This is a genomic window from Nitrospirillum pindoramense, from assembly GCF_007827955.1.
In the GTDB taxonomy this organism is placed as follows: Bacteria; Pseudomonadota; Alphaproteobacteria; order Azospirillales; family Azospirillaceae; genus Nitrospirillum; species Nitrospirillum amazonense_B.
Genome location: NZ_VITR01000005.1, coordinates 144,768 through 167,806 on the forward strand (window position 1 = coordinate 144,768; position 23,039 = coordinate 167,806).

General features: G+C 67.8%; 18 protein-coding genes. 11 read left to right on the plus strand and 7 right to left on the minus strand.

Annotated elements, in window-relative coordinates; translation table 11 throughout:
- Window positions 1-279: 279 nt before the first annotated feature.
- From hpnA to FBZ90_RS09805, 7 genes are all read left to right on the plus strand, one after another.
- Window positions 280-1,281, plus strand: a complete 1,002-nt coding sequence (gene hpnA, locus FBZ90_RS09775) for a hopanoid-associated sugar epimerase (protein ID WP_145731534.1) — start codon at window positions 280-282, stop codon at window positions 1,279-1,281.
- Complete coding sequence (locus FBZ90_RS09780) at window positions 1,278-2,561, plus strand: glycosyltransferase (protein ID WP_145731536.1); 1,284 nt, start codon at window positions 1,278-1,280, stop codon at window positions 2,559-2,561. Before hpnA ends, FBZ90_RS09780 begins: the two co-directional genes overlap by 4 nt.
- Window positions 2,558-3,433 (plus strand): squalene synthase HpnC, encoded by an 876-nt coding sequence (gene hpnC, locus FBZ90_RS09785; RefSeq protein WP_145731538.1) that lies wholly within the window; start codon window positions 2,558-2,560, stop codon window positions 3,431-3,433. The genes FBZ90_RS09780 and hpnC overlap by 4 nt, the downstream gene beginning before the upstream one ends.
- On the plus strand, window positions 3,430-4,311 hold the full coding sequence (gene hpnD, locus FBZ90_RS09790) for a presqualene diphosphate synthase HpnD (RefSeq protein ID WP_246130255.1): 882 nt from the start codon (window positions 3,430-3,432) through the stop codon (window positions 4,309-4,311). The genes hpnC and hpnD overlap by 4 nt, the downstream gene beginning before the upstream one ends.
- Window positions 4,311-5,585: a hydroxysqualene dehydroxylase HpnE gene (hpnE, locus tag FBZ90_RS09795; protein ID WP_145731540.1), complete on the plus strand. Its 1,275-nt coding sequence runs from the start codon at window positions 4,311-4,313 to the stop codon at window positions 5,583-5,585. The genes hpnD and hpnE overlap by 1 nt, the downstream gene beginning before the upstream one ends.
- Before the next feature lie 128 nt (window positions 5,586-5,713).
- On the plus strand, window positions 5,714-7,705 hold the full coding sequence (shc, locus tag FBZ90_RS09800; protein ID WP_145731542.1) for a squalene--hopene cyclase: 1,992 nt from the start codon (window positions 5,714-5,716) through the stop codon (window positions 7,703-7,705).
- A gap of 120 nt (window positions 7,706-7,825) precedes the next feature.
- Window positions 7,826-8,530, plus strand: a complete 705-nt coding sequence (locus FBZ90_RS09805) for a phosphorylase family protein (protein WP_145731544.1) — start codon at window positions 7,826-7,828, stop codon at window positions 8,528-8,530.
- On the opposite strand, the gene hpnH is transcribed toward FBZ90_RS09805, so the two are convergent.
- Together hpnH and ispH are read right to left on the minus strand one after the other, a co-directional pair.
- Window positions 8,465-9,601: an adenosyl-hopene transferase HpnH gene (gene hpnH / locus FBZ90_RS09810; RefSeq protein ID WP_145731546.1), complete on the minus strand. Its 1,137-nt coding sequence runs from the start codon at window positions 9,599-9,601 to the stop codon at window positions 8,465-8,467. The two genes, FBZ90_RS09805 and hpnH, sit on opposite strands and share 66 nt — an antisense overlap.
- A 104-nt stretch (window positions 9,602-9,705) precedes the next feature.
- A complete protein-coding gene (gene ispH, locus FBZ90_RS09815) occupies window positions 9,706-10,626 on the minus strand; it encodes a 4-hydroxy-3-methylbut-2-enyl diphosphate reductase (protein ID WP_145731549.1) in 921 nt (306 codons plus the stop codon).
- A gap of 710 nt (window positions 10,627-11,336) precedes the next feature.
- Between ispH and FBZ90_RS09820 the strand changes: the two genes are divergently transcribed.
- From FBZ90_RS09820 to FBZ90_RS09835, 4 genes are all read left to right on the plus strand, one after another.
- The gene (locus FBZ90_RS09820; RefSeq protein WP_145731550.1) at window positions 11,337-11,747 is read left to right on the plus strand and encodes a copper resistance CopC family protein; all 411 of its coding nucleotides are present in this window, start codon (window positions 11,337-11,339) and stop codon (window positions 11,745-11,747) included.
- Window positions 11,748-11,763: 16 nt separating this feature from the next.
- Complete coding sequence (locus FBZ90_RS09825; protein WP_145731552.1) at window positions 11,764-13,422, plus strand: CopD family protein; 1,659 nt, start codon at window positions 11,764-11,766, stop codon at window positions 13,420-13,422.
- Between the two features lie 80 nt (window positions 13,423-13,502).
- Window positions 13,503-16,121 carry an MMPL family transporter gene (locus tag FBZ90_RS09830; protein ID WP_211101971.1) on the plus strand — a complete coding sequence of 873 codons (2,619 nt, stop codon included), beginning with the start codon at window positions 13,503-13,505 and terminating at the stop codon, window positions 16,119-16,121.
- Between the two features lie 96 nt (window positions 16,122-16,217).
- Window positions 16,218-16,691, plus strand: a complete 474-nt coding sequence (locus FBZ90_RS09835) for a VOC family protein (RefSeq protein WP_145731554.1) — start codon at window positions 16,218-16,220, stop codon at window positions 16,689-16,691.
- A 176-nt stretch (window positions 16,692-16,867) separates the two neighbouring features.
- Here the strand turns inward: FBZ90_RS09835 and FBZ90_RS09840 are convergent, their stop codons facing one another.
- The 5 genes from FBZ90_RS09840 to hpnK all read right to left on the minus strand — a co-directional run bounded on the left by FBZ90_RS09840 (window position 16,868) and on the right by hpnK (window position 23,030).
- Window positions 16,868-18,457: an inorganic phosphate transporter gene (locus tag FBZ90_RS09840; protein ID WP_186455704.1), complete on the minus strand. Its 1,590-nt coding sequence runs from the start codon at window positions 18,455-18,457 to the stop codon at window positions 16,868-16,870.
- 211 nt (window positions 18,458-18,668) lie between these two features.
- Complete coding sequence (locus FBZ90_RS09845; RefSeq protein WP_145731556.1) at window positions 18,669-19,313, minus strand: HAD family hydrolase; 645 nt, start codon at window positions 19,311-19,313, stop codon at window positions 18,669-18,671.
- 91 nt (window positions 19,314-19,404) lie between these two features.
- Window positions 19,405-20,988, minus strand: coding sequence for an inorganic phosphate transporter (locus FBZ90_RS09850; protein WP_145731558.1), 1,584 nt, complete (start codon window positions 20,986-20,988; stop codon window positions 19,405-19,407).
- 176 nt (window positions 20,989-21,164) lie between these two features.
- On the minus strand, window positions 21,165-22,121 hold the full coding sequence (locus FBZ90_RS09855; protein WP_145731560.1) for a lysylphosphatidylglycerol synthase domain-containing protein: 957 nt from the start codon (window positions 22,119-22,121) through the stop codon (window positions 21,165-21,167).
- Window positions 22,122-22,133: 12 nt separating this feature from the next.
- On the minus strand, window positions 22,134-23,030 hold the full coding sequence (hpnK, locus tag FBZ90_RS09860; protein ID WP_145731562.1) for a hopanoid biosynthesis-associated protein HpnK: 897 nt from the start codon (window positions 23,028-23,030) through the stop codon (window positions 22,134-22,136).
- Between the last annotated feature and the right edge of the window lie 9 nt (window positions 23,031-23,039).

A 23,039-nucleotide genomic window follows, 5' to 3' on the forward strand; every position in this document is an offset into this window, starting at 1 on the left:
AATCGGCAGGAGATGGCCTAGTACGGGCGATCGATGTTGTGCGGTGCGTCATATACATAATGACGACCCCCGCCATTCGTTAATATATCATTAAATACTTGCAGGACTGGCGGCAACCCACCTCGCGGAAATGGCCCTCCCTGTGGCATACGCGCCGCAGCAAGCCAGCCATCCGCAGGGCGCCTGCGCCCAACCCTTTTCACTCCGCACTGCGGAAGTGATATGGTCCGCGCCGTTCGATGGGCGCCGATTGGGGCGTGATAGGGGACCGGAAGGCCAATGGCCGACAAGCAGCGACTGTTCATCACCGGGGCGACGGGATTCGTCGGCGCGGCCGTGGCCCGTGTGGCCCTGGCCCGGGGCCATGACGTCACGGTCCTGAAGCGGCCGGCCACCCCGCCCACCAACCTGGCCGGCCTGGATGTGAGGGTGGTGGAAGGCGACCTGAACGACCGCGCCAGCCTGGCGCGCGGCATGGCGGGAGCGGACGCACTGCTGCATGTGGCGGCCGATTACCGCCTGTGGGCGCCCAACCCGGAAGAGATCGTCCAGAACAACCTGCGCGGCACCCGCGCCATCATGGAACTGGCGTTGGAACACCGTTTGCGCCGGGTCGTCTACACCAGCAGCGTCGCCGTGCTGGCGCCGCGCACCGACGGCGTGGCGGTGGACGAGCGCGCGGTGATGGCGCCGGACGCCGCAATCGGCGCCTACAAGCGCAGCAAGATCCTGGCGGAACAGGCCGTGCTGGACATGGTGGCGAAGGATGGCCTGCCCGCCGTCATTGTCAACCCGTCCACCCCCATCGGCCCCCGCGACCTGCGCCCCACGCCCACCGGCCGCATCATCGTCGAGGCCGCGACCGGCAAGATGCCGGCCTTCGTCGACACCGGCCTGAACCTGGTACATGTGGACGATGTGGCCGAGGGCCATCTGTTGGCCTTCGAGAAGGGCCGGGTGGGCGAGCGCTACATCCTGGGCGGGCAGGATGTTTCCCTGCAGCGGATGCTGGCGGACATCGCGCGCCTGGTGGGCCGCAAGCCGCCCACCGTGGCGGTGCCGCGCGGCCTGATCCTGCCCATCGCCGTGGTGGCGGAGGCCGTGGCCAAGATCACCAAGCGGGAACCGTTCGTGACCGTGGACGGCCTGCGCATGTCCAAGTACCGCATGTTCTTTTCCTCGGCCAAGGCCGAGGCCGAGCTGGGCTATACCGCCCGTCCCTATGGCGAGGCCCTGGCCGACGCCCTCACCTGGTTCAAGACCGCGGGGTATCTTGCATGAGCCTGATCTTCCTCATCGGCGTCATCAGCCTGGCGGTTTGGGTGGTCCTGGTCTTCGCCCGGGGCCTGTTCTGGCTGGGCCTGGAACGCGACGACATGGCGCTGGCGCCGGCCAACAAGCCGGGGCAACTGCCCAGTGGCCCCACGGTGAGCCATGGCGGGTTGGAGGGCGGCTGGCCCTCCGTCACCGCCGTCATCCCGGCCCGGAACGAGGCCGATGGCATCGCCCAGGTCATCGCCTCCCTGGGCGCGCAGGACTATCCGGGCCACCTGAGCATCATCCTGGTCGATGACGGCAGCGACGACGGCACCGCCGAGTTGGCCCGCCACGCGGCGGAAACGTCCGGTTCCACCGCAACGCTCACCGTCCTGACCGGGGCGGAGCTGGCACCCGGCTGGACGGGCAAGCTGTGGGCGGTGCGGCAAGGCATCAATCATGCCCAGGAAGGCGACTTCCCGCCCGATTATCTGTGGCTGACCGACGCCGACATCGCCTACGCCCCCGACACGCTGACCCGCCTGGTCACCCGCGCCCAGACGGAAAACCGCGTGCTGGTCAGCCTGATGGCCAAGCTGCGCTGCCAAAGCTGGGCGGAGAGGGCCTTCATCCCGGCCTTCATCTATTTCTTCCAGATGCTATACCCCTTTGGCCGGGTGAACGACAGCGGCTCCACCGTCGCGGCGGCGGCCGGCGGCTGCATGCTGGTGGACCGCCAGGCGTTGGCGCGCGCCGGCGGCATCGACAGCATCCGCGACGCCCTGATCGATGATTGCGCCCTGGGCCGCCGCCTGAAGACCCAGGGGTCCATCTGGCTGGGCCTCAGCGACCGGGCCGTCAGCCTGCGCGCCTACGACAAGGTGGACGACATCCGCCGCATGGTTATCCGTAGCGCCTACGCGCAGTTGAACTATTCCCCGGTGCTGCTGGCGGGCACCGTCCTGGGCATGCTGCTGACCTATGTGGCGCCGGTGCTGCTGGCCTTGTTCGACCGCGAGGCGGCGGGCATCTTCGGCGCACTCGCGGTGGGTCTGATGCTGGCCAGCTTCGCCCCCATCCAGGCGTTCTATCGCCTGTCGCCTATGCGGGCCGTCACCTTGCCGCTGATCGGCATCGTCTATACCGTGTGGACCGTGGACAGCGCGGTTCAGCACTGGATGGGCCGTGGCGGCATGTGGAAGGGGCGCGCCCAAGCCCAACATGTGCAGTCCGCCCCGGTAGCGGCGGACCAACCCAGTACGGGCCAACAAGGTACGGGCCAGAACGGAAACACCGCCCCATGACGGCAGCCAACCACCGCACCGGCAAGGGCCACAAGGACGAGAACTTTCCCGTCGCCTCGCTGATCATCCGCCAGGACGCGCGCGCGCCCGTCATGGCCTATTACGCCTTTGCCCGGGTGGCCGACGACGTGTCGGACAGCCCCGTGCTGGCGCCGGACATGAAGCTGAAGCTGCTGGACGCCATGGGCGCCAGCCTGCGCGGCGAGCGGGAGAACGAGCCGGAGGCCGTGGCCCTGCGCGAGGCCTTGCGCCAGCGCGGCCTGTCCGACCAGCATGCCCAGGATCTGTTAATCGCCTTCCGCCGCGACGTCACCCAGTTGCGCTACACCGACTGGGACGACCTGATGGACTATTGCCGGTATTCCGCCATGCCGGTGGGCCGTTATGTCCTGGATGTGCATGGCGAGAGCCGGGACACCTGGCCGGCGTCGGACGCGCTGTGCGCCGCCTTGCAGGTCATCAACCACCTGCAGGACTGCGGCAAGGACAAGAAGGCGCTGGACCGCGTCTACATCCCCCTGCCCCTGCTCATCGCCGGCGATCTGACCCCCGACGTGCTGCTGGAACCGCAGGCGCCACCGGCCCTGCTGGACATCGTCCGCCACCTGGCGAAGCGCACCGACGCCCTGCTGGACCAGGCGGAACCGCTGGCCAGCCAAGTGGCCGACCTGCGCCTGGCCATCGAGGTGGCCATCATCCAGCGCCTGGCCCGCCGCCTGGTGCGCCTGCTGCTGATCCGCGATCCCTTGTCCGACCGGGTGCATCTGAGCAAGATGGAAACGCTGTGCATCGCTGCACGCGCCACCCTGTCTACCTTGTGGCAGCGGCTGAGCGGCGGCACCCGCGCGGTGCCGGTGGGGAAAAAGCCATGAGCGTGGCCGCCGAGATGCCCGAAACCAATCCCAATCTCCCGGGCCAGAACGAAACCGCGGCCAAATCCGCCAGTGGCAGCTCGTTCTACACCGCCATGCGTGTTCTGCCGCCGGCGGAACGCGACGCCATGTTCCACATCTACGCCTTCTGCCGGGCGGTGGACGACATCGCCGATGGCGACGACCCGACCATAGCCGCCACCAAGGCGGCGCGGCGCGAGGCGCTGGACACGTGGCGGCATGATATCGCCGCCGTCTGCCAGGGCCAGGGCCCCGCCAAACTGGCCGGGCTGCAGGCCGCCACGCTGCGCTTCGGCCTGCGGCACGAGGATTTCATCGCCGTCATCGACGGCATGCAGATGGACCTGGACGCCGACATCCAGGCGCCGGACATGGCGACCCTGGACCTGTATTGCGACCGGGTGGCCAGCGCCGTGGGGCGCCTGTCCGTGCGCGTCTTCGGCATGCCGGAGGACAGCGGCGTCGCCCTGTCCCACCACCTGGGCCGCGCCCTGCAGTTGACCAACGTGCTGCGCGACGTGGATGAGGACGCGAGCATCAACCGGCTGTACCTGCCGGCGGAGTTGCTGCGCCAGCACGGCATCACCGCCACCGATCCCGCCACAGTGGTGGCCGACCCACGCATCGACGGTGTGGCCCGCGACCTGGCGGTGCGCGCCGCCGAGCATTTCCGCGAAGCCGACCGCCTGCTGGCGGCCGCCCCCCGCCGGGCCGCCCGGGCCCCGCGCCTGATGCGTGACGTGTACAAGGTGTATCTGGACCGCCTGCTGGTGCGCGGCTGGGCCGGTGAACGCCCCAAGGTGCGCATCGCCAAGCCGCATCTGCTGTGGATCGTGCTGAAGGCTTTCCTGTTCTGATGACCATCCCCGTTTCTTCCCCCGGGCCGACCGTCCACGTCATCGGCGCCGGCCTCGCTGGTTTGGCCGCGGCCGTGCGCCTGACCCTGGCGGGGCGCCGCGTGCGCCTGTATGAGGCGGCGGCCCAGGCCGGCGGCCGCTGCCGCTCGTATGACGAACCCAACCTGGGCATTCGCATCGACAACGGCAGCCACCTGCTGGTCAGCGGCAACCACGCCGCCATGGCCTACCTGCGCGCCACACACCCCTCTGGGCAGGAGCCGGCGCTGGAGAAGGTGGAATACCGGTTCTGGGACGGCGCCACCGGCCGCCGCTGGCAGGTTCGCCCCAACGACGGCAAGCTGCCATGGTGGGCTCTGGTACCCTCGCGCCGGGTGCCCGGCACCAAGGCCATGGACTACCTGGCGGGCCTGAAGCTGATGCGGGCTGATCCGCTGGCCCCCATCGGCGAGGTGCTGGCCTGCTCGGGCACCGCCTGGGACACCTTCTTCCGCCCCGTGCTGCTGGCCGCCCTGAACACCGAGCCGGAGCAATCGGCCGCCGGCTTGGCCGGCGCCATCATCCGCGAGACCCTGGCCCAAGGCGGTGCCGCCTACCAGCCGCTGCTGGCCAGCGGCGGCCTGTCGCCGGTCTTCGTCGACCCGGCCCTGGACTGGCTGGCCCGGAACGGCGCGGACATCGTCTGGCGCCGCCGCCTGCGCGCCCTCACCCGCGTGGACCAGATGGCCACAGCTCTTGATTTCGGAACCGAAACGATTGAGCTGGCGCCTGACGACCGGGTGGTTCTGGCAGTGCCGGCTTGGGTGGCGGCCGACCTGCTGCCCGGCCTGACGACGCCGACGGAACACCGCTCAATCCTGAACGTTCATTTCCGGCTGGACCGGCCGGCGGGCATGCCCCGGATGACGGGCATGATCAACACCGTGGGCGAATGGGCCTTCGCCTACGACGACCATGTGTCGGTGACCGTCAGCGGCGCCGATCGCCTGATGGAGTCGGACCGGGAGGTGACGGCCCGCACCATCTGGGGCGAGATCGCGGCCTTGGCCGGCCTCGCCCCCGCGACACCTTTGCCGCCGTGGCAGGTGGTGAAGGAGAAGCGGGCCACCTTTGCCGCACTGCCAGAACAAGCAAAGCGTCGCCCGAATGCAACGGCCGCCGGAAAAAACCTTGCGCTGGCAGGGGATTGGACCGCTACCGGGTTGCCATCAACCATAGAAGGCGCCATACGTTCGGGATTCACCGCTGCGGATGCGATCCTGACCGCACGGTGAGTTGCCTGAGCATTTCAGGCATGAGCCAGGGGTGTGCGCCAGCGCACAGCCCGACTTGGCGTTTACTGAATCATCCCGTTTTGAGTTAAGTCGCGTTACGCAGAGGTCGCTTGGTCATGGATGTTCGTATGGAAGCCGATTTCGTCGGCACTGGTGCCGGTGCGGCCCGTGTCAGCGAAGGGGTGTTGCAACGGTCGATCGACCGCGCCGCCCGCGTCCTGATGGACCGCCAGGCGGCGGACGGCCACTGGGTTTTCGACCTGGAGGCCGACGCCACCATCCCCGCCGAATACATCCTGTTGAAGCATCACCTGGGTGAGGAACCGGATCCGGAGATCGCGCGCCGCATCGGCAACTACCTGCGCCGCATCCAGGGCAGCCATGGCGGCTGGCCGCTGTTCCACAACGGCGCCTTCAACATCAGCGCCAGCGTGAAGGCCTACTTCGCGCTGAAGGCCATCGGCGACGACATCGACGCGCCGCACATGGCCCGCGCCCGCCAGGCCATCCGCGACAACGGCGGGGCCGCCGCCAGCAACGTCTTCACCCGCATCATGCTGGCCCAGTTCGGTGCCGTGCCGTGGACCGCCGTCCCGGTGATGCCGGTGGAAATCATGCTGCTGCCGAAGTGGTTCCCCTTCCACCTGACCAAGATCAGCTATTGGGCGCGCACCGTCATCGTGCCGCTGCTGATCCTGATGGCGCTCAAGTCCAAGGCCAAGAACCCGCGCAACCTGCGCATTGACGAGCTGTTCCTGGTCCCCGCCGACCAGGTCAAGTCCTGGCCCAAGGCGCCGCACGTGAAGAAGCCGTGGGGCGAAATCTTCGGCGTCATCGATCGCGTGCTGCGCGTGGTCCAGCCCTATTTTCCCAGGAAGAGCCGGGACAAGGCCATCGAGAAGGCCGTGGCCTTCGTGCGGGAGCGCCTGAACGGCGAGGATGGCCTGGGCGCCATCTATCCCGCCATGGCCAACACCGTCATGATGTTCGACCTGCTGGGCTGGTCGCCCAAGCATCCCGAGGTCGCCACCGCCCGTTATGCCATCGAGAAGCTGCTGGTCATCGACGAGGCGCGGGACGAGGCCTTCTGCCAGCCCTGCGTCAGCCCCGTCTGGGACACCAGCCTGCTGTGCCACGCCCTGCTGGAGGTGGGCACGGACGAGGCGCTGGCGCGCACCGGCCAGGCCCTGGAATGGCTGAAGGGTGAGCAGGTTCTGGACGTGAAGGGCGACTGGGCCGACCAACGCCCCAACGTCCGCCCCGGCGGCTGGGCCTTCCAGTACGGCAACGACCATTACCCCGACCTGGACGACACCGCCGTGGTGGTGATGGCGTTCAACCGCGCCCAGCCGCAGTTGGCGGCGGCCGGCCTGCCCGCCGACTACGACATGACGGTGGCCCGTGGCGCGGAGTGGGTGGAAGGCCTGCAGAGCCGCAACGGCGGCTGGGGCGCCTTCGACGCCGACAACACCCATTATTACCTGAACTACATCCCCTTCTCCGACCACGGCGCCCTGCTGGACCCGCCGACCTCCGACGTCACCGGCCGCTGCCTGGGCATGATGGCCCAGCTGGGCGCCGACAAGGACGGCAAGGCCATGCGGGAAGGCGTCGACTACCTGCTGAAGGAGCAGGAGAAGGACGGCAGCTGGTTCGGCCGCTGGGGCGTGAATTACATCTACGGCACCTGGTCGGCGCTGAACGGCCTGAACGCCGCCGGCCTGTCCCCAGACCACCCGGCCATGAAGCGGGCGGTCGACTGGTTGGTGCAGATCCAGAACCCCGACGGCGGCTGGGGCGAGGATTGCGAGAGCTACGCCCTGGATTACAGCGGCTACCAGCCCTTCCCCTCCACCGCCTCGCAGACGGCCTGGGCCCTGCTGGGGATGATGGCGGCCGGCGCCGTGGAGCACCCGGCCGTGGCGCGCGGCATCGACTGGCTGACGCGCAACCAGGGCGAGGACGGCCTGTGGAAGGAAGAGTATTACAGCGGCGGCGGCTTCCCCCGCATCTTCTACCTGCGCTACCACGGCTACTCGAAATACTTCCCGCTTTGGGCTATGGCGCGCTACCGCAACCTGTCCAACAGCAACAGCAAGCTGGTCAGCGTCGGCCTGTGAGGAAGAGGTCGCCTGTAAAAGGCCCTTTTTAAAACTGTAAATCGCCGCGACTGCGGGTAATAAAGACGCCTGGAAGGTCACCCTTCCAGGCGTTTTGCTTGGGCGTTCGGGAAAGTGGTCATGGGTCAGGCTCAGCGGCGCGTCATGGCGCGCCCCATCATCGTCGTCACCGGGTTGAAGCGTGAGGCGGACATCGCCCAGGCACGGGGCTGGCTGCCGCTGGTCAGCGCCGGCGACCTTGAGCGGACGGAGCGGGAGCTGACGGCCCATGCCCCCGGCGCCTGCGGTTTTCTGAGCTTCGGCCTGGCCGGTGGTCTGCAGCCGGGCCTGATGCCCGGTACCCTGGTCATCGCCAACCGCATCGTCACCGACGGTGGCGACTTCCTGCCCGACGCGGCCTGGACGGCAGGCCTGGCCGACGCGCTGCCCCACGCCATGGTGGCCCCAGTGGCGGGACAGGAGCGCATCATCAACACGGTGGCCGGCAAGCAGACCCTGTTCGCGACCACGGGGGCGGCGGTGGTCGACACCGAATCCCAGATCGCGGCCCGGGTTGGGGCCCGCTTCGGCGTGCCGGTGGCGGTGCTGCGCGCCGTGTGCGATCCGGCCCACATGACCCTGCCGCCGGCGGCCACGGCCCCCCTGAAACACAACGGGACGCCGGACCCTTTCCGGATCCTGGCGTCCCTGTGGCGTCAGCCGGGCCAGATCCCGCAGTTGCTGCGTCTGGCCCGGGATTCCGAGATGGCGTTTAAGGCCTTACTCGGCGGCTTTGCTGGGGTCGCGCGCGCGGATGTCAGCCAGCGCCTTCTCGACATGGCGTGAGAAGACGAACTCGGCCGGGCGCTGGTTGGCCAGGCTGATTTCCGGCGCCATGTCACCGGTGGTCTTCACACCGCGCAGGCCAACCCAGGCGGCCTTCAGCGGGTTGGTCAGGGTATCGGTGACGGCGGTCGCCTCATAGCCGCAATGGACCATGCAGTCGGCGCACTTCTCATAGTTGCCGGTGCCGTACTTGTCCCAATCCGTGTCCTCCATCAGCTCCTTGAAGGTCTTGGCATAGCCTTCGCCGAGGAGGTAGCAGGGACGCTGCCAGCCGAAGTAGGTGCGGCAGGGGTTGCCCCACGGGGTGCAGTGGTATTCCTGGTTACCGGCCAGGAAGTCCAGGAACATGGTCGACTGGTTGAAACGCCAGTTCTTGCCACCGTTGCCGCGCTTGAAGACCTCGCGGAACAGGTTCTTGGTCGCCGTGCGGTTCAGGAAATGCTGCTGGTCGGGCGCGCGCTCGTAGGCATAGCCCGGCGAGACGGTGATGCCTTCCACGCCCATTTCCATGACGCTGTCGAAGAAACGGGCCACGCGCTCCGGATCGGCGTCGTTGAAGAAGGTGCAGTTGATGCTGACACGGAAGCCGCGATCCTTGGCCGCCTTGATGGCCGCGACGGCGCGATCATAGGTGCCCTTCTGGCAGACCGACTTGTCGTGCGCCTCGCGGTCACCGTCCAGATGCACCGACCAGGTGAAGTAGGGGCTGGGCTTGAACAGGTCCAGCTTCTTTTCCATCAGCAGCGCGTTGGTGCAGAGGATGGCGTACTTCTTCTTGGCGATGATGCCTTCGACCATCTGGTCGATTTCTTTGTGCAGCAGCGGCTCACCGCCGGCGATCACCACCACGGGCGCGCCACACTCGTCCACCGCCGACAGGCAATCCTCCAGCGGCAGGCGCTGGTTCAGGATTTCGTCCGGGTAGTCGATCTTGCCGCAGCCGGCGCAGGCCAGGTTGCACCGGAACAGTGGTTCCAGCATGAGGACCAAGGGATAGCGCTTCACGCCCGTCAGCCGCTTCTTGAGAAGATACGAGCCGATACGGACGACCTGATGCAGCGGAATACCCATGCCTTCAATCTCCTTGAACCCCAGCGCCCTTAACCGCGGCGGCGCGGGTTGAAACATTTTCTCTACCGAATTGGCGGCCAAAAGACCACCAACGGGCGTGCGCGTCAGGCCAGCGTTTCAGGCAGGCGGAATTGAACCTCTTCCACGATGCCCGGCAATGTCGACAAATCAATGGGGGCCAAGCGCCGCAGCGCCGCGACCACCCCATCCACCAGTACTTCCGGCGCCGAAGCGCCGGCAGTGACGCCCACCACACCGCACCCCGCCAACCAGGCGGGATTGATAGCGTGTTCGTCAGGGACAAGGTAGCTGGGCACGCCCAGTTCCTCACCAATTTCCCGCAAGCGGTTCGAATTGGAACTGTTTGGCGACCCAACCACCAGGATAAGGTCGGCCACCTTGGCCAAATCGCGTACCGCCGCCTGCCGATTCTGCGTGGCGTAGCAGATATCCTTGGTCTCCGGCCCCACGATATCGGCGAATCGCCCCTTCAGCGCGCCAATGACACAGCGCGTGTCATCCACGCTGAGCGTCGTCTGCGTGACGTAGGCGATGGGGGTATCCGGCGCTAGCGGCAAGGCGTTCACGTCATCGACGCTGGACACCAGATAGGTGTGGCCCGGTATCTGGCCAAGGGTGCCTTCCACCTCGGCGTGGCCGGCGTGGCCGATCAGGACGACGGTCCGTCCCTGCGCGACATAGCGCTTGCCTTCCATATGCACCTTGGACACCAGCGGGCAGGTGGCGTCGATGACGCGCAGTTCCCGCGCCTCCGCCTCCCTTTCCACCGCTTGGGAAACGCCGTGGGCGCTGAAAATGGTCAGCGAACCGGCCGGAACCTCCGCCAAGTCTTCGACAAACCGGGCGCCCTTGGCCCGCAGACTCTCAACCACGTGCTGGTTATGGACAATCTCATGCCGCACATAAACGGGTGCGCCGTGGCGTTCCAGCGCGCGCTCGACGATGTCGATGGCGCGGACCACTCCGGCGCAGAAGCCCCGCGGCTGAGCGAGAACTACCTGCATTGCGGAAACCCCTGGAAGGCAAACCCCAAGTCCATCATCCGGATTGGACCCGCAGAGGCGCCCTACTTGAACATGTTAGCGATACCAACAGTCCCCCACCGGGCATCGCCCGTCAGGTCCATATTGGCTACGGATGGTAAAACCGACCCCCCGCCCCGATCGAACACCGGGGATTGATACCCGTGCCAATCGAATCCGCTACCGCCCTATGGTCACGCCAGACTTGCACAAAATTTAGGACGTGCCAATGCGCCACAATTGCTTGAGTGATCCGCCCTTCATGTGTGGCATCGCGGCAACGGGTGACCTAGACCTTGAGGGCAGCATCTTTAGTAGATGAGAATGACAAACATCTTCCTGGCAGCGCGCGGAAGCAGAGTTCGGCGGATCGATTTCGCGTAATGACACGCAACCGGACGACGCGGACGCAACAAAGCACCGCGTGCGGCGCAACCATCGCCGCCTTGAATGGGACCCTGCCCCGACGTGCATGATGCTTGATCTCCGCCATCGCAGCCGGAACGATGGCTAAAGAAATTGACATAGACCCTGTCGCGCCAGGCACCGACACCGTAGAACAGTCGCCAGACACATGCGGATCGGCCCCGGCAGCGGCCCGTTCCACCCCAGGCCCGATGGCCTCCCTTTCCCCGGGGATGGCCGCCGGGGCCCATTTCCGCTTCCGTGGTTCCCAGAGGAGAACACCCCCCGTGTTGACCGTACGGCCCCCCGCTTTCCGCCCCGCCGCCCGCCGCCTGGCCCTGGGCCTGCTGGCCCTGGCCGGCGCCGCCCTGGCGCCGCTGCTGGCCCCCGCCACGGCGGAAGCGCACGCCATCGTCATCGACAGCAACCCCAAGGTGAACGACACGCTGGGCGTGGGCGGCAACATCCTGAAGGTGCATTTCAACAGCCGAATCGACCGTGCCCGATCCAAGCTGACGATCATCGCCGCCGACAAGACCGAGGTGCCGGTGACCATGACCGCCAGCCCGGACGACGAAACGCTGACCGGCCAGGTCACCCTGTCCACCATCGGCAGCTTCAAGCTGCGCTGGCAGGTGCTGGCCGTCGACGGGCACACCACCCGGGGCGACATCCCCTTCACCGTGATCCAGCCGTAATCGGGACCTACCGCTCGTGGATACCCTCGTCGATATTTTCGGTTACCTGACCGTCGTCCTGAACGGCATCAACCTTGTGGCCATGACCATGGCCTTCGGCAGCGTGCTGTTCCTGACCTGCCTGGCGCTGCCGCTGGCCTCACAGCTGAAGCTGTCCGGCGAAGCGGTGGCGGAGGCCGGTGCCCGCTATGCCCGCTGGGGCGGCGTCGCGACCGCCATCGCCACCCTGTCGTCGCTGACGCTGAACGCGCTGGTGCTGTCCGGCACGCTGGACATGCCGGTGCTGGAGGTGGCGGGCGCCTTCTTCATCGAGGCCGGCATCGTCCAGACCCTGGCGGCCATCGCCATCGTCGTGGCGGCCCGTGGCCACATGACCCGTCCGCGCGTCGCCGTGCTGACGGCCCTGGCGCTGGTGATGCTGGTCGCCTCGCTGGCCACCAGCCATGCGGCCGCACGGCCGGGTGAGCGGGTGTGGATGCTGCTGGCGACCTTCTCGCACATCCTGGGCGCCGGCCTGTGGCTGGGCGGGCTGCCCGCCTTCCTGTCGTCGCTGGGCCAGGCCCAGTCGCGCGATGAGGGGGCCGCCATCGGCCAGCGCTACAGTCTGATGTCCATCACCGGCGTCATCCTGATCGTGCTGGGCGCCGTCGGCATCAGCATCGGCTTCATTGGCGGCCTGCAGGGCTTCTACGGCACCGCCTACGGCGCCATGGCGGCCACCAAGGGCGTCATGCTTGGCATCCTGCTGCTGCTGGGGCTGGGCAACTTCCGCACCATCCGCCGCTTCGCCGCCGGCCAGGGCGAAAGCCTGACCCGGGTGCGCCGCTTCGTGGAGGTGGAGATCGCCTTCGCCATCGCCATCCTGCTGGCGGCCGGGTCCATCACCTCGCAACCGCCGGCCATCGACCTCACGGACGACCGCGCCAGCTGGGCGGAGGTGGTGGAGCGCATGACCCCCGTCATCCCGCCGCGCCTGGAAAGCCCCAGCCACGACAGCCTGGCCATTCCGGCCCTGCAGGAAAAGCTGGACAAGGAATGGCGGGACCAGCAGGCCAGCAACCGGCCCCAGGCCTTCGTGCCCGGCGCCGGCGAACTGCCCCCCCGCAACGCCGATGACATCGCCTGGTCGGAATACAACCACCACTGGGCGGGCCTGGTGGTCCTGCTGGTGGGCCTGTTCGCGCTGCTGGAACGGGCGGGGGTGCGCTGGGCCAAGCACTGGCCCCTGCTGTTCCTGATCCTGGCCGGCTTCCTGTTCCTGCGGTCCGACCCGGAAACTTGGCCGATGGGCAATGTCGGCTTCTGGGACAGCTTCCGCGATCCGGAGGTGGTGCAGCACCGCACCTTCGTGGTGCTGATCGTCGCCTTCACCATCTTCGAATGGGGCGTGCGCACCGGGCGGTGGAAAAACCAGGCCCTGGCCCTGGTCTTCCCCGTGCTGACCACGGTGGGGGGCGACCTGCTGCTGACCCACAACCACGCCATCAGCAACATCAAGGAACAACTGCTGATCGAGCTCAGCCACCTGTTCCTGGCGGTGCTGGGCGTGGCGGCGGGTGCGGCCCGCTGGATGCAGATCCGGGGCACGGGGCGCGACGCGCGCTGGGCCGGCTGGATTTGGCCCACCTGCTTCGTGCTGGTCGGCCTGCTGTTGCTGGCCTACCGCGAAGCCTGATATCTACATAAGCACATGACGACGAAAGGGCGCCGGGAAACCGGCGCCCTTTTGGCGTGTTCGATAAGGGGATTCGGGACATGGCGCGCGCCGGAGGAACGATGGGTCTGAACGACCGTGTGGCCCAACTGGTGGCCGCCTGTTGCCACCGCTGGCAACTGACCCTGCTGGCCGGCCTGATCCTGGGGGCAGCGGCGTGCTTCCATGTCGCCACCCATTTCGCCATCGACACCGACGCCGTGAAGCTGCTGTCGCCGCAATTGGCCTGGCGCCAGCGTGAGATCGCCTTTGACAAGCTGTATCCGCAGAAGGTGCAGCAGACCGCCATCGTCATCGACGGCGTGACGCCGGAGCTGGCGGAGCGGGGCGCCCGCCTGCTGGCCGAGGCGCTGCGCAAACGCACCGACGTGGTGCGCAACGTCTTCCGTCCCGACGGCGGCCCCTATTTCGACCATGAAGGCCTGATGCTGCTGCCCACGGCGGAGGTGCAGTCCACCATGCAGTCGCTGATCCAGGCACAGCCCCTGCTGGGCCCGCTGGCGGCCGACCCGTCGGCGCGCGGCCTGCTGGACACCCTGGGCACCTACCTACAAGGCGTCAGCTATGGCCAGGCCAAGCTGGAGGATCTTCAGCGCCCCTTCGATGCCCTGTCGGGCACGCTGGAGGCGGCGACGCACGGCCACATGGTGCCCCTGAACTGGCGGGGCCTGGTGTCGGGCCAGCCGCCCAACCCCATGGAACTGCGCCGCTTCATCCTGGTGCAGCCGGTGCTGGACTTCAACGACCTGCAACCCGGCGCCATGGCGTCGGACGCCATCCGCGCCACCGCCCAGCAGTTGGGCCTTACGCAAGAAAATGGCGTGCGCGTCCGCCTTACGGGCGAGGTGCCCATGGCGGATGAGGAGTTCGGCACCCTGGGCGAAGGGGCGGCGTTCAACGGCGCCCTGACGGGCATCGCCGTGCTGGTGCTGCTGTGGCTGGCGGTGAAATCCTTCCGCATCGTGGGCGCCATCCTGGTCACCGTGGTCATCGGCCTGGCCGTGTCCGCCGCCTTCGGCCTGATCGCCACCGGCCCGTTCAACCTGCTGTCCATCGCCTTCATCGTGCTGTTCGTGGGTCTGGGCGTGGATTTTGGCATCCAGTTCTCCGTCCGGTACCGCGCCGACCGCTTGGCCCACGACGGCTTGGCCGAGGCCCTGACCGCCGCCGGGCGCGGTGTGGGCCGGGGGCTGACCATCGCGGCAGCGGCCACCGCCGCCGGCTTCCTGGCCTTCCTGCCCACCGATTACCGGGGCGTGTCGCAGCTGGGCATCATCGCCGGCGTGGGCATGGGTGTCGCCTTCCTGCTGTCCGTCACCTTCCTGCCGGCCCTGCTGATGCTGCTGCGTCCCAAGGGGGAGCATGTGGAGGTGGGGTACAAGGCGCTGGCGCCGCTGGATCGCCTGGTGCAGCACCGCCGCCGCTGGGTGCTGGCGGCATCGGCCGTGGTGGCCGTGGCCTGCGCCGCCCTGCTGCCGCGCCTGTCCTTCGACTTCAACCCGCTGAACCTGCGCAGCCCCAAGACGGAAGCCGTGTCCGTGGTGCTGGAGCTGATGAAGGACCCGCTGTTCACGCCCAACACCATCGACGTGCTGGCCAAGTCCGAGGATGAGGCGCGCGCCCTGGCCGACAAGCTGTCCAAGCTGCCGGAGGTGGCGCAGGCCATCACGCTGGACGACTACATCCCCACCGACCAGGATGCCAAGCTGGCGGCCATTTCCGACGCCGCCATGCTGATCGGGCCCAGCCTGGCGCCAACCGAGGTGCGTCCCGCCCCCAGCATCGAGGATGTGCGCCAGTCCATGACCGCCGCCGTGGCCGCCCTGGACAAGCTGGCGCCCGACGCCGCCACGCCGGGCGGCGCCTCCGCCCTGCGCTTCAAGGCGGCGCTTGAAGGGGCCCTGGCAGCACCTGCGGAAAAGGTGGTGCCCGTCTTCCAGCGGGCGGTGGAGCCGGGCCTGCAGACCATGCTGGCCCAGGTGAACGACAGCCTGCAAGCGACCCCCGTCACCTTCAAGGACCTGCCGGAGGACCTGAAGCGCGATTGGGTGGCGGCGGACGGGCAGGCCCGCGTGTCCGTCTTCCCCAAGGGGGACAACAACGACAACCAGGTACTGAAGCGCTTCGTGAAGGCGGTGCGCACCATAGCACCCGACGCGACCGGCACGCCCATCAGCATTCAGGAGAGCAGTGCCACCATCATCCACGCCTTCCTGCAGGCGGGCATCCTGGCGGTGATCCTGGTGACCATCCTGCTGGCCGTCACCCTGCGGAATGTCGTCGATGTGCTGAAGACCCTGGCGCCGCTGGCGCTGGCGGCGCTGCTGACCCTGGCGGCGGCCATCCTGGCGGGCAAGCCCATCAACTTCGCCAACATCATCGCCCTGCCGCTGCTGTTCGGCATCGGCACCGCCTTCAACATCTATTACGTCATGGCCTGGCGGCAGGGTTTGACCAACCCGCTGACCTCCAGCCTGACCCGGGCCACCATCCTGTCGGCGCTGACCACCGGCACCGCCTTCGGCAGCCTGTGGACCAGCCACCACCCCGGCACCGCCAGCATGGGCGAACTGCTGGTGTTCTCGCTGACCAGCATCCTGGTCACCGCCCTGCTGTTCCTGCCGGCCCTGCTGGGCCCACCCAAGACCCCGGCGGAATAATTTACGGGCGGGATGTCGGCGGCGGCGGCCGGTGGCCGTCCTTGGGGGAGAGGCGCATGGTCAGCCCGCGCCTTTCCCCAGAAGAAGGACGAGGACATGCCCACCATCACCCCTTTCCTGTGGTTCGACACCCAGGCGGAAGACGCCGCCCGCTTCTATGTCGGCGTCTTCCCCAACTCACGCATCACCACCATCAGCCATTATGGCGAGGCGGGCCCCCGCCCCGCCGGCCTGGTCATGACCGTGGCCTTCGAACTGGACGGCAAGCCCTTCATCGCCCTGAACGGCGGCCCCCATTGGAAGATCAACGAGGCTATCTCCTTGCTCATCGACTGCGCCGACCAGGCGGAAGTCGACCGCTATTGGGAGGCGCTGACCGCTGACGGCGGCAAGCCCCACGCCTGCGGTTGGTTGACCGACAAGTTCGGCGTCACCTGGCAGGTCGTCCCCAGGGGCTTCATAGACCTGGTCACCAGCCCGGACCCGGTCATCGCCGCCCGCGCCATGGCCGCGATGCAGCAGATGGTGAAGCTGGACATCGGCGCCCTGCGGCGGGCCGTCGAGGGCTGAGCCAAAAAGCGAAGAGGCGGCCCAGATGGACCGCCCCGACGCCTGGTGCCTGGATCGTCCCTCCACCAGCGGCACGAAGGTGCGTTTCGTGCCGCTGTAGCCCGCGACCGCGGGCACCGGGGACTTCCGGGAAGCCGAAGGCGAACTGAAAATCGAGGACGCGGATACGTCCTCCCTCAGAAGAGATGGCGGAACAGCCAGAACAGGCCGCCGGCCAGGACGATGGACGCCGGCAGGGTCAGCACCCAGGCCATGGCCATGTTGCGCACGGTGGACCACTGCAGGCCAGAGCCGTTGGCAGCCATGGTACCGGCCACGCCCGACGACAGCACGTGGGTGGTGCTGACCGGCAGGCCGAAGGCGTCGGCGGCGCCGATGGTGGCCATGGCCACCAGTTCGGCCGAGGCACCCTGCCCGTAGGTCAGATGTTCCTTGCCGATCTTCTCCCCCACCGTCACCACGATGCGCTTCCAGCCCACCATGGTGCCCAGGCCCAAGGCGATGGCCACGCCCACCTTCACCCACGTCGGGATGAAGCGGGTGGCGTGGTCGTAGCGGCCCAGCAGTTCCTTCAGCACCGGCTGGTCGGCGGCGGCGATGGCGGGATCGCCCTTCTTCTGGATAAGGCGCAGGGCCTCCGCCGACAGGTAGATGTCGTTGCGGACATTGCGAACCTTTTCCTGCGGCACCTGGTCCACCGAGCCATAGGCCCGGATCTGGTCGGCGATGCTGGCTGTCAGGTCGTGGATGCCGCCCAAGGTACTGTCGGTCAGGGTGCGGGTACGGACGAAGTCCTCCACCGCCGCGCGCGGGTCCGCCGGCGTTTCCTTGACATAGTGGCTCAGCACATCGCTGGCGCGGTCGAAGGTGGCGATGTAGGCGGGGGTATCGTGAATAGTGACGGCGCGGTTCAGGGCGTAGGCGGTGGGCACCGTGCCGATCAGGATCAGCATGATCAGGCCCATGCCCTTCTGCCCGTCGTTGGAGCCGTGGGCGAAGCTGACACCGGAGCAGGTCAGCACCAGGAGGCCACGGATCCACGACGGCGGCGCCTTCTTGCCCTCGGGTGCGGTGAACAGCGTCTTGTCCTTGACCAGGGTGCGCATGATGACCAGCAGCGCCGCGGAGCAGAGGAAGCCGACCAGCGGCGACAGCACCAGCGACCAGCCGATCTTGGTGGCCTGCGCCCAATCGACGCCGCTGGTGGCGGTGCCGGAAGTGGCCATCAGCTGGTTCATCAGGCCGACGCCGATGATGGAGCCGATCAGGGTGTGGGAGCTGGAGGACGGCAGGCCCAGATACCAGGTGCCCAGGTTCCAGATGATGGCCGCGATCAGCAGCGAGAACACCATGGCGAAGCCAGCGTCGCTGCCCACCTGCAGGATCAGCTCCACCGGCAGCAGCGATACGATGCCGAAGGCCACCGCCCCGGTGGAAAACAGCACGCCCGCGAAGTTGCACAGGCCCGACCACACCACCGCCACGTTGGCCGGCAGGGAGTGGGTGTAGATCACCGTGGCCACGGCGTTGGCCGTGTCGTGGAAGCCGTTCACGAACTCGAAGCCCAGCGCGATCAGCAAGGCCACGCCCAGCAGGACGAAGGGCAGGACCGAATGGGTGTCGACCCCGCTGAGGTCGCTGACCAGGTTGACGGCCATATAGCCCAGGCCCACGGCCATCAGGGCCAGGAACAGCAGCGTCCCGTAACGGGCGGCCGGTCCGCCGGCGGATGCGATGGGGGAATTCACGGCGTCCGTATGGGCCATGGCTCGGTCCTTCTTGAAAACGGGTCCGGAACCCTAAGGCGCGAGTCATGACAACTTTATGTCGCAAGCCCCATCTTTTGGTTAATAAACCTTGAGGATGGCTGCCGGCGTTCATCGGAGGCAATCGGGTAGGCGGGCTGAAAAAGCACGCTGGAACAAGGCGAAGCGTCTTTTGCCCCCGACATGCCGGGGCTGTTTCAGGACGCCGCCCCTATCCGTTAAACGCGCAAACAAGTTGGGTAAGATCGCGCAGATCGCGAATATGGAACCGGGCATCGGCGCTCCATACAACGCCCGGACGCAGAATTTGCGCCGTGGGCATCCCCAAGCTATTACCCGCCGCGATTTCCGAGTCCGGGTTATCCCCCACGACCAGGGCTTGCGCGGCCGGAACACCCGTATCCGCCAGCAGCCCTTGGAACAGCCCGGCCTTGCCGGGATGCCCCGCCTCGTCAATGGCGTCGATGTGCACGCCCCGCAGGTACCGGGACAGTCCCAGCGCCCGCACCTTGCTCTCCTGCAGGCGACGGAAGCCGGAGGTAACGAGGTACAGCGGCAGGTCCAACTCCCCCAACAGGCGCAGGTCACCGTAATCGACCATGGCGCCCGTCACCTCCATCGCCGCTGTGGCTGTCCAGGCCGCCTGGTGCATGGCGGGGCTAAATCCATGGGTGCGACTGACCCAGTCCAGGGGATGCCGCCAAATGTCGGCGAAGGCCGCCGCCAAGGCGGAGGAAGACAGGGTGTCGTCGTTGGCCGCCGTGATGGCGTCGAAGACCGGCCGCATCCGCTCAACACCAATGCCATCGGCCGGCGCAAGGCAATTATCCAGGTCGAAGATGATGGTGCGAATCATACGGTGGAACTCCCTATTCCGGGCGGCAGCATGGGACAGCGTTGTCCCCAGATCAACTGGCGTCCATACCGCCACCAGCGGACATGACTGATCAGAACAGGTGCCGGAACAACCAGAACAGGCCACCGGCCAGGGCGATGGAGGCCGGCAGAGTCAGCACCCAGGCCATGGCCATGTTGCGCACCGTGGACCATTGCAGGCCGGAGCCGTTGGCCGCCATGGTGCCGGCCACACCGGACGACAGGACGTGCGTCGTGCTGACCGGCAGGCCGAAGGCGTCGGCGGCGCCGATGGTGGCCATGGCCACCAGCTCGGCGGAGGCGCCCTGGCCGTAGGTCAGGTGTTCCTTGCCGATCTTCTCCCCCACCGTCACCACGATGCGCTTCCAGCCCACCATGGTGCCCAGGCCCAAGGCGATGGCCACCCCCACCTTCACCCAGATGGGGATGAAGCGGGTGGCGTGGTCGTAGCGGCCCAGCAGTTCCTTCAGCACCTGGCGCTCATCATCGCTGAGCATCGCCCCACCCTGCTTCTGCAGACGCCGCAACGCTTCCGCCGAGAGGTACATGTCGTTGCGCATGCTCCCCTGGACCACACCGGACAAGGCGCCGGAAAAGCGCAGCTGGTCGGCGATGCTGGCCGTCAGTTCACGCAGGCCACCCAGCGTGGCGCTGGTCAGGGTGCCGGTGCGGACATAATCCTCGACCACCGCGCGGGGGTCGGCGGGCATGCGGTCGACATGGCGGCCCAGCACATCGCCGGCGCGGTCGAAGGTGGCGATGTAGGCGGGGGTATCGGCGGCGGTGATGGCCCGGTTCAGCCCATAGGCGGCCGGCATGGTGCCGATGAGGATCAGCATGATCAAGCCCATGCCCTTCTGCCCGTCGTTGGAGCCATGGGCGAAACTGACGCCGGAACAGGTGAGGACCAGCAAGCCCCGAATCCACGCCGGGGGCGGCCTGCGTCCGGCAGGCGCCTTGAACAGCGCCTTATCCTTGATCAGGCCGCGCATGGCCAGCAGCAGCAGCGCCGAGCAGGCGAACCCCACGACGGGGGAGATCAGCAGCGTCTGGATCACCTTGCTGGCCTGGCCCCAATCCACGCCGCTGGCGCTGGCGCCGGGGGCGGCCATCAGCTGGTTCATCAGCCCGACGCCGATGATGGAGCCGATCAGGGTGTGGGAGCTGGAGGACGGCAAGCCCAGGTACCAGGTGCCCAGGTTCCACAGCACCGCGGCGATCAGCAGGGCGAAAACCATGGCGAACCCCACCCCGGCCCCGACCTGGAGGATCAGTTCCACCGGCAACAGGGAAACGATGCCGTAGGCGACGGCACCGGTGGAGAACAGCACCCCGGAGAAGTTGCAGAGACCGGACCAAACCACCGCGGCGGCCGGCGGCAGGGAATGGGTGTAGATCACCGTCGCCACGGCATTGGCGGTGTCATGGAAGCCGTTGACGAACTCAAACCCCAGGGCGATCAGCAAGGCAGCACCCAACAACACCAGCGGCAAGGCGGAGAGCGCGTCCAGGCCGCGCACATCGTTCGCCAAGTTGAGGGCGACATAGCCGAGCCCCACCGCCAGCAGCGTCAGAAAGACCCAAGTGCCCAGCCGACCGGCGGGGGCGAGTGACGGTACCGCTGTGGTGGCGTGGGTGGCGTCGATATGCGCCATGAAGGCTTTCCTTAGGCTTTCCGCTTAATCTTTTTGCGAGCGCAACGTGGAGGACAGATCGCGCGGATGGCGACTGTGATAGCGCGCCCAGGCGTTTCGGGAAAGCCTGGACGCAACCGGTCTGGTCATAGGTGGGCTGTAGCCCATGCGGGCGCGGACGGCCCGCCTCATGGGCGTCAGACTTTGGCCTTGCGCAGGGTGGTCCAGGCCACCAGGCCCGGCAGGAAGACCACCAGGTCACGCAGGCGGCGGGCGGCGGCCAGCGCCAGGGCGGTGGGCGCGTCCAGGCCGAGCGCGCCGCCCAGCAGCAGGAAGGCGCCCTCCTGAACCCCAAGGGCCCCGGGCACGACGAAGGCGGCGCTGCTGACAGCCTGGATCAGGCCCTCGATCACCAGCGCCTCCAGCAGGCCCATGGGGTGGCCCAGCGCCCAGAGGGCCAGCCAGATCTCCCCGGCGCCCAACGCCCAGCCCAGCAGCTGCCACAGGAAGCACCCGGTGATGGCGCCGGTGCGGCGGTACATGGCCTTGGAGGCGCGGTCGATGCGGGCGCTGTGCGCCATGATGCCGGCCAGGCGGCCGGACGCCGCCTTGTCCAGCACGCCGGTGACCTTGGCGAACAGGCCGGCGCGCTGCACCAGGATGAACAGCGCCACCAGCGGCACCATGGCCAGCAGGCCCAGGGTGACCTGGCCGGCGATGCCGACAGGCCCCTTCAACGCCACCAGCAGGCCCACCGCCAGCAGGGAGAAGCCCAGCTGGCTGAGGATGGAAATGGCCATGTCCACCACCAGGCTGGCGGCGGCGGGGGCCACGCGCACGCCATCGAGGCGCAGGATGCGGAAAGAGACGATCTCCCCGCCGATGCGGGCCACGGGCAGCAGGCCGTTGACCGATTCGCGGATCCAGACGTTACGGGCCATGGCCGCCAGCGACGGCCGCTTGGCGCCCGGCAGCAACACCTGCCAGGCGCGGGCGTTGGCCACCATGGGCACGGCATGGAACAGGCCGGCGACCACCAGGCCCACGCCCGCCGTCTTCAGCAGGGCCCACAGGGCGCTGGTGTCCTCGCGGGCGACCAGCGCCACGGCCAGGGCCAGGCCCAGCAAGGCGAACAGGCGGGCTGCCTTTTCCATGGGGATGCGCGCCTATTCCAGGGTCAGGGGCAGATCACGGAAGCCGCCCCGGGGGAAGGCGGCGGCCAGGGCGTTGACCTCGGGATCCAGCAGGGCCGCCAGTTCGTCCCGGTAACGATAGCCCGGCGCCCCGCCCGGCACATCGTCGCTGGTCGCGGGGTGCAGATAGATTTCGGTGACGCCCGGCGGCAGGCGGGCCAGGGCGCCGCGCAGCCGTTCCGTGGTGACGGCGCCCGTCCAGGCCAGGCCCAGCACCTGGTCCGGGGCGGCCAGGCCGGCGCGGCGCACCTTGGCGCGCAGCAGCTTGGCCCACGGGCCGGTGACGTGGTGCAGGCCCAAATCCACCTCCGGCGTCACCGCCCGGATGACCTCGGCTGGCTCCACCGGCACGCGCATGGCGCGCGCGCCATGGCGGCGGGCGGCGTCCAGCAGGATGCGGCCCACGGTGGGATGCAGATGATAATGTTTATGGGCATTGACGTGGTCCAGCGGCAGGCCGGTGGCGCGGAACGCCTGGAACTGCGCCTCCACCTCGGCCGCGACCTGGGCCGCGACCTTGGGGCGGAAGAAGATGGACGCCCCGACCTTGGCCAGATCATTGCGGAACAGGCCGTCCGCGCCCACCAGATCGGGAATGCGGTCGGGCGGCAGGAAGGGCTTGCCGTCCACCAGCACGACATGCAGGCCCACCGCCAGGCTGGGCTGGGCATGGGCCAGGGCCACCGCGGCCTGGGCGGCGGCCCCCGCCACCATCAGGCTGGCGGCGGTCAGGATGCCGTTGAGGTGGGCGTCGATGACGGCGGCGTTGACAGCGGCCGATAGACCGAAGTCATCCGCCGTAACGATCAGGCGCCGCCCCGATCCCCCATGGCTGGAGGTCGCGGCGGCGCCCGGCGTGGATACGGACATGGGGAGGTG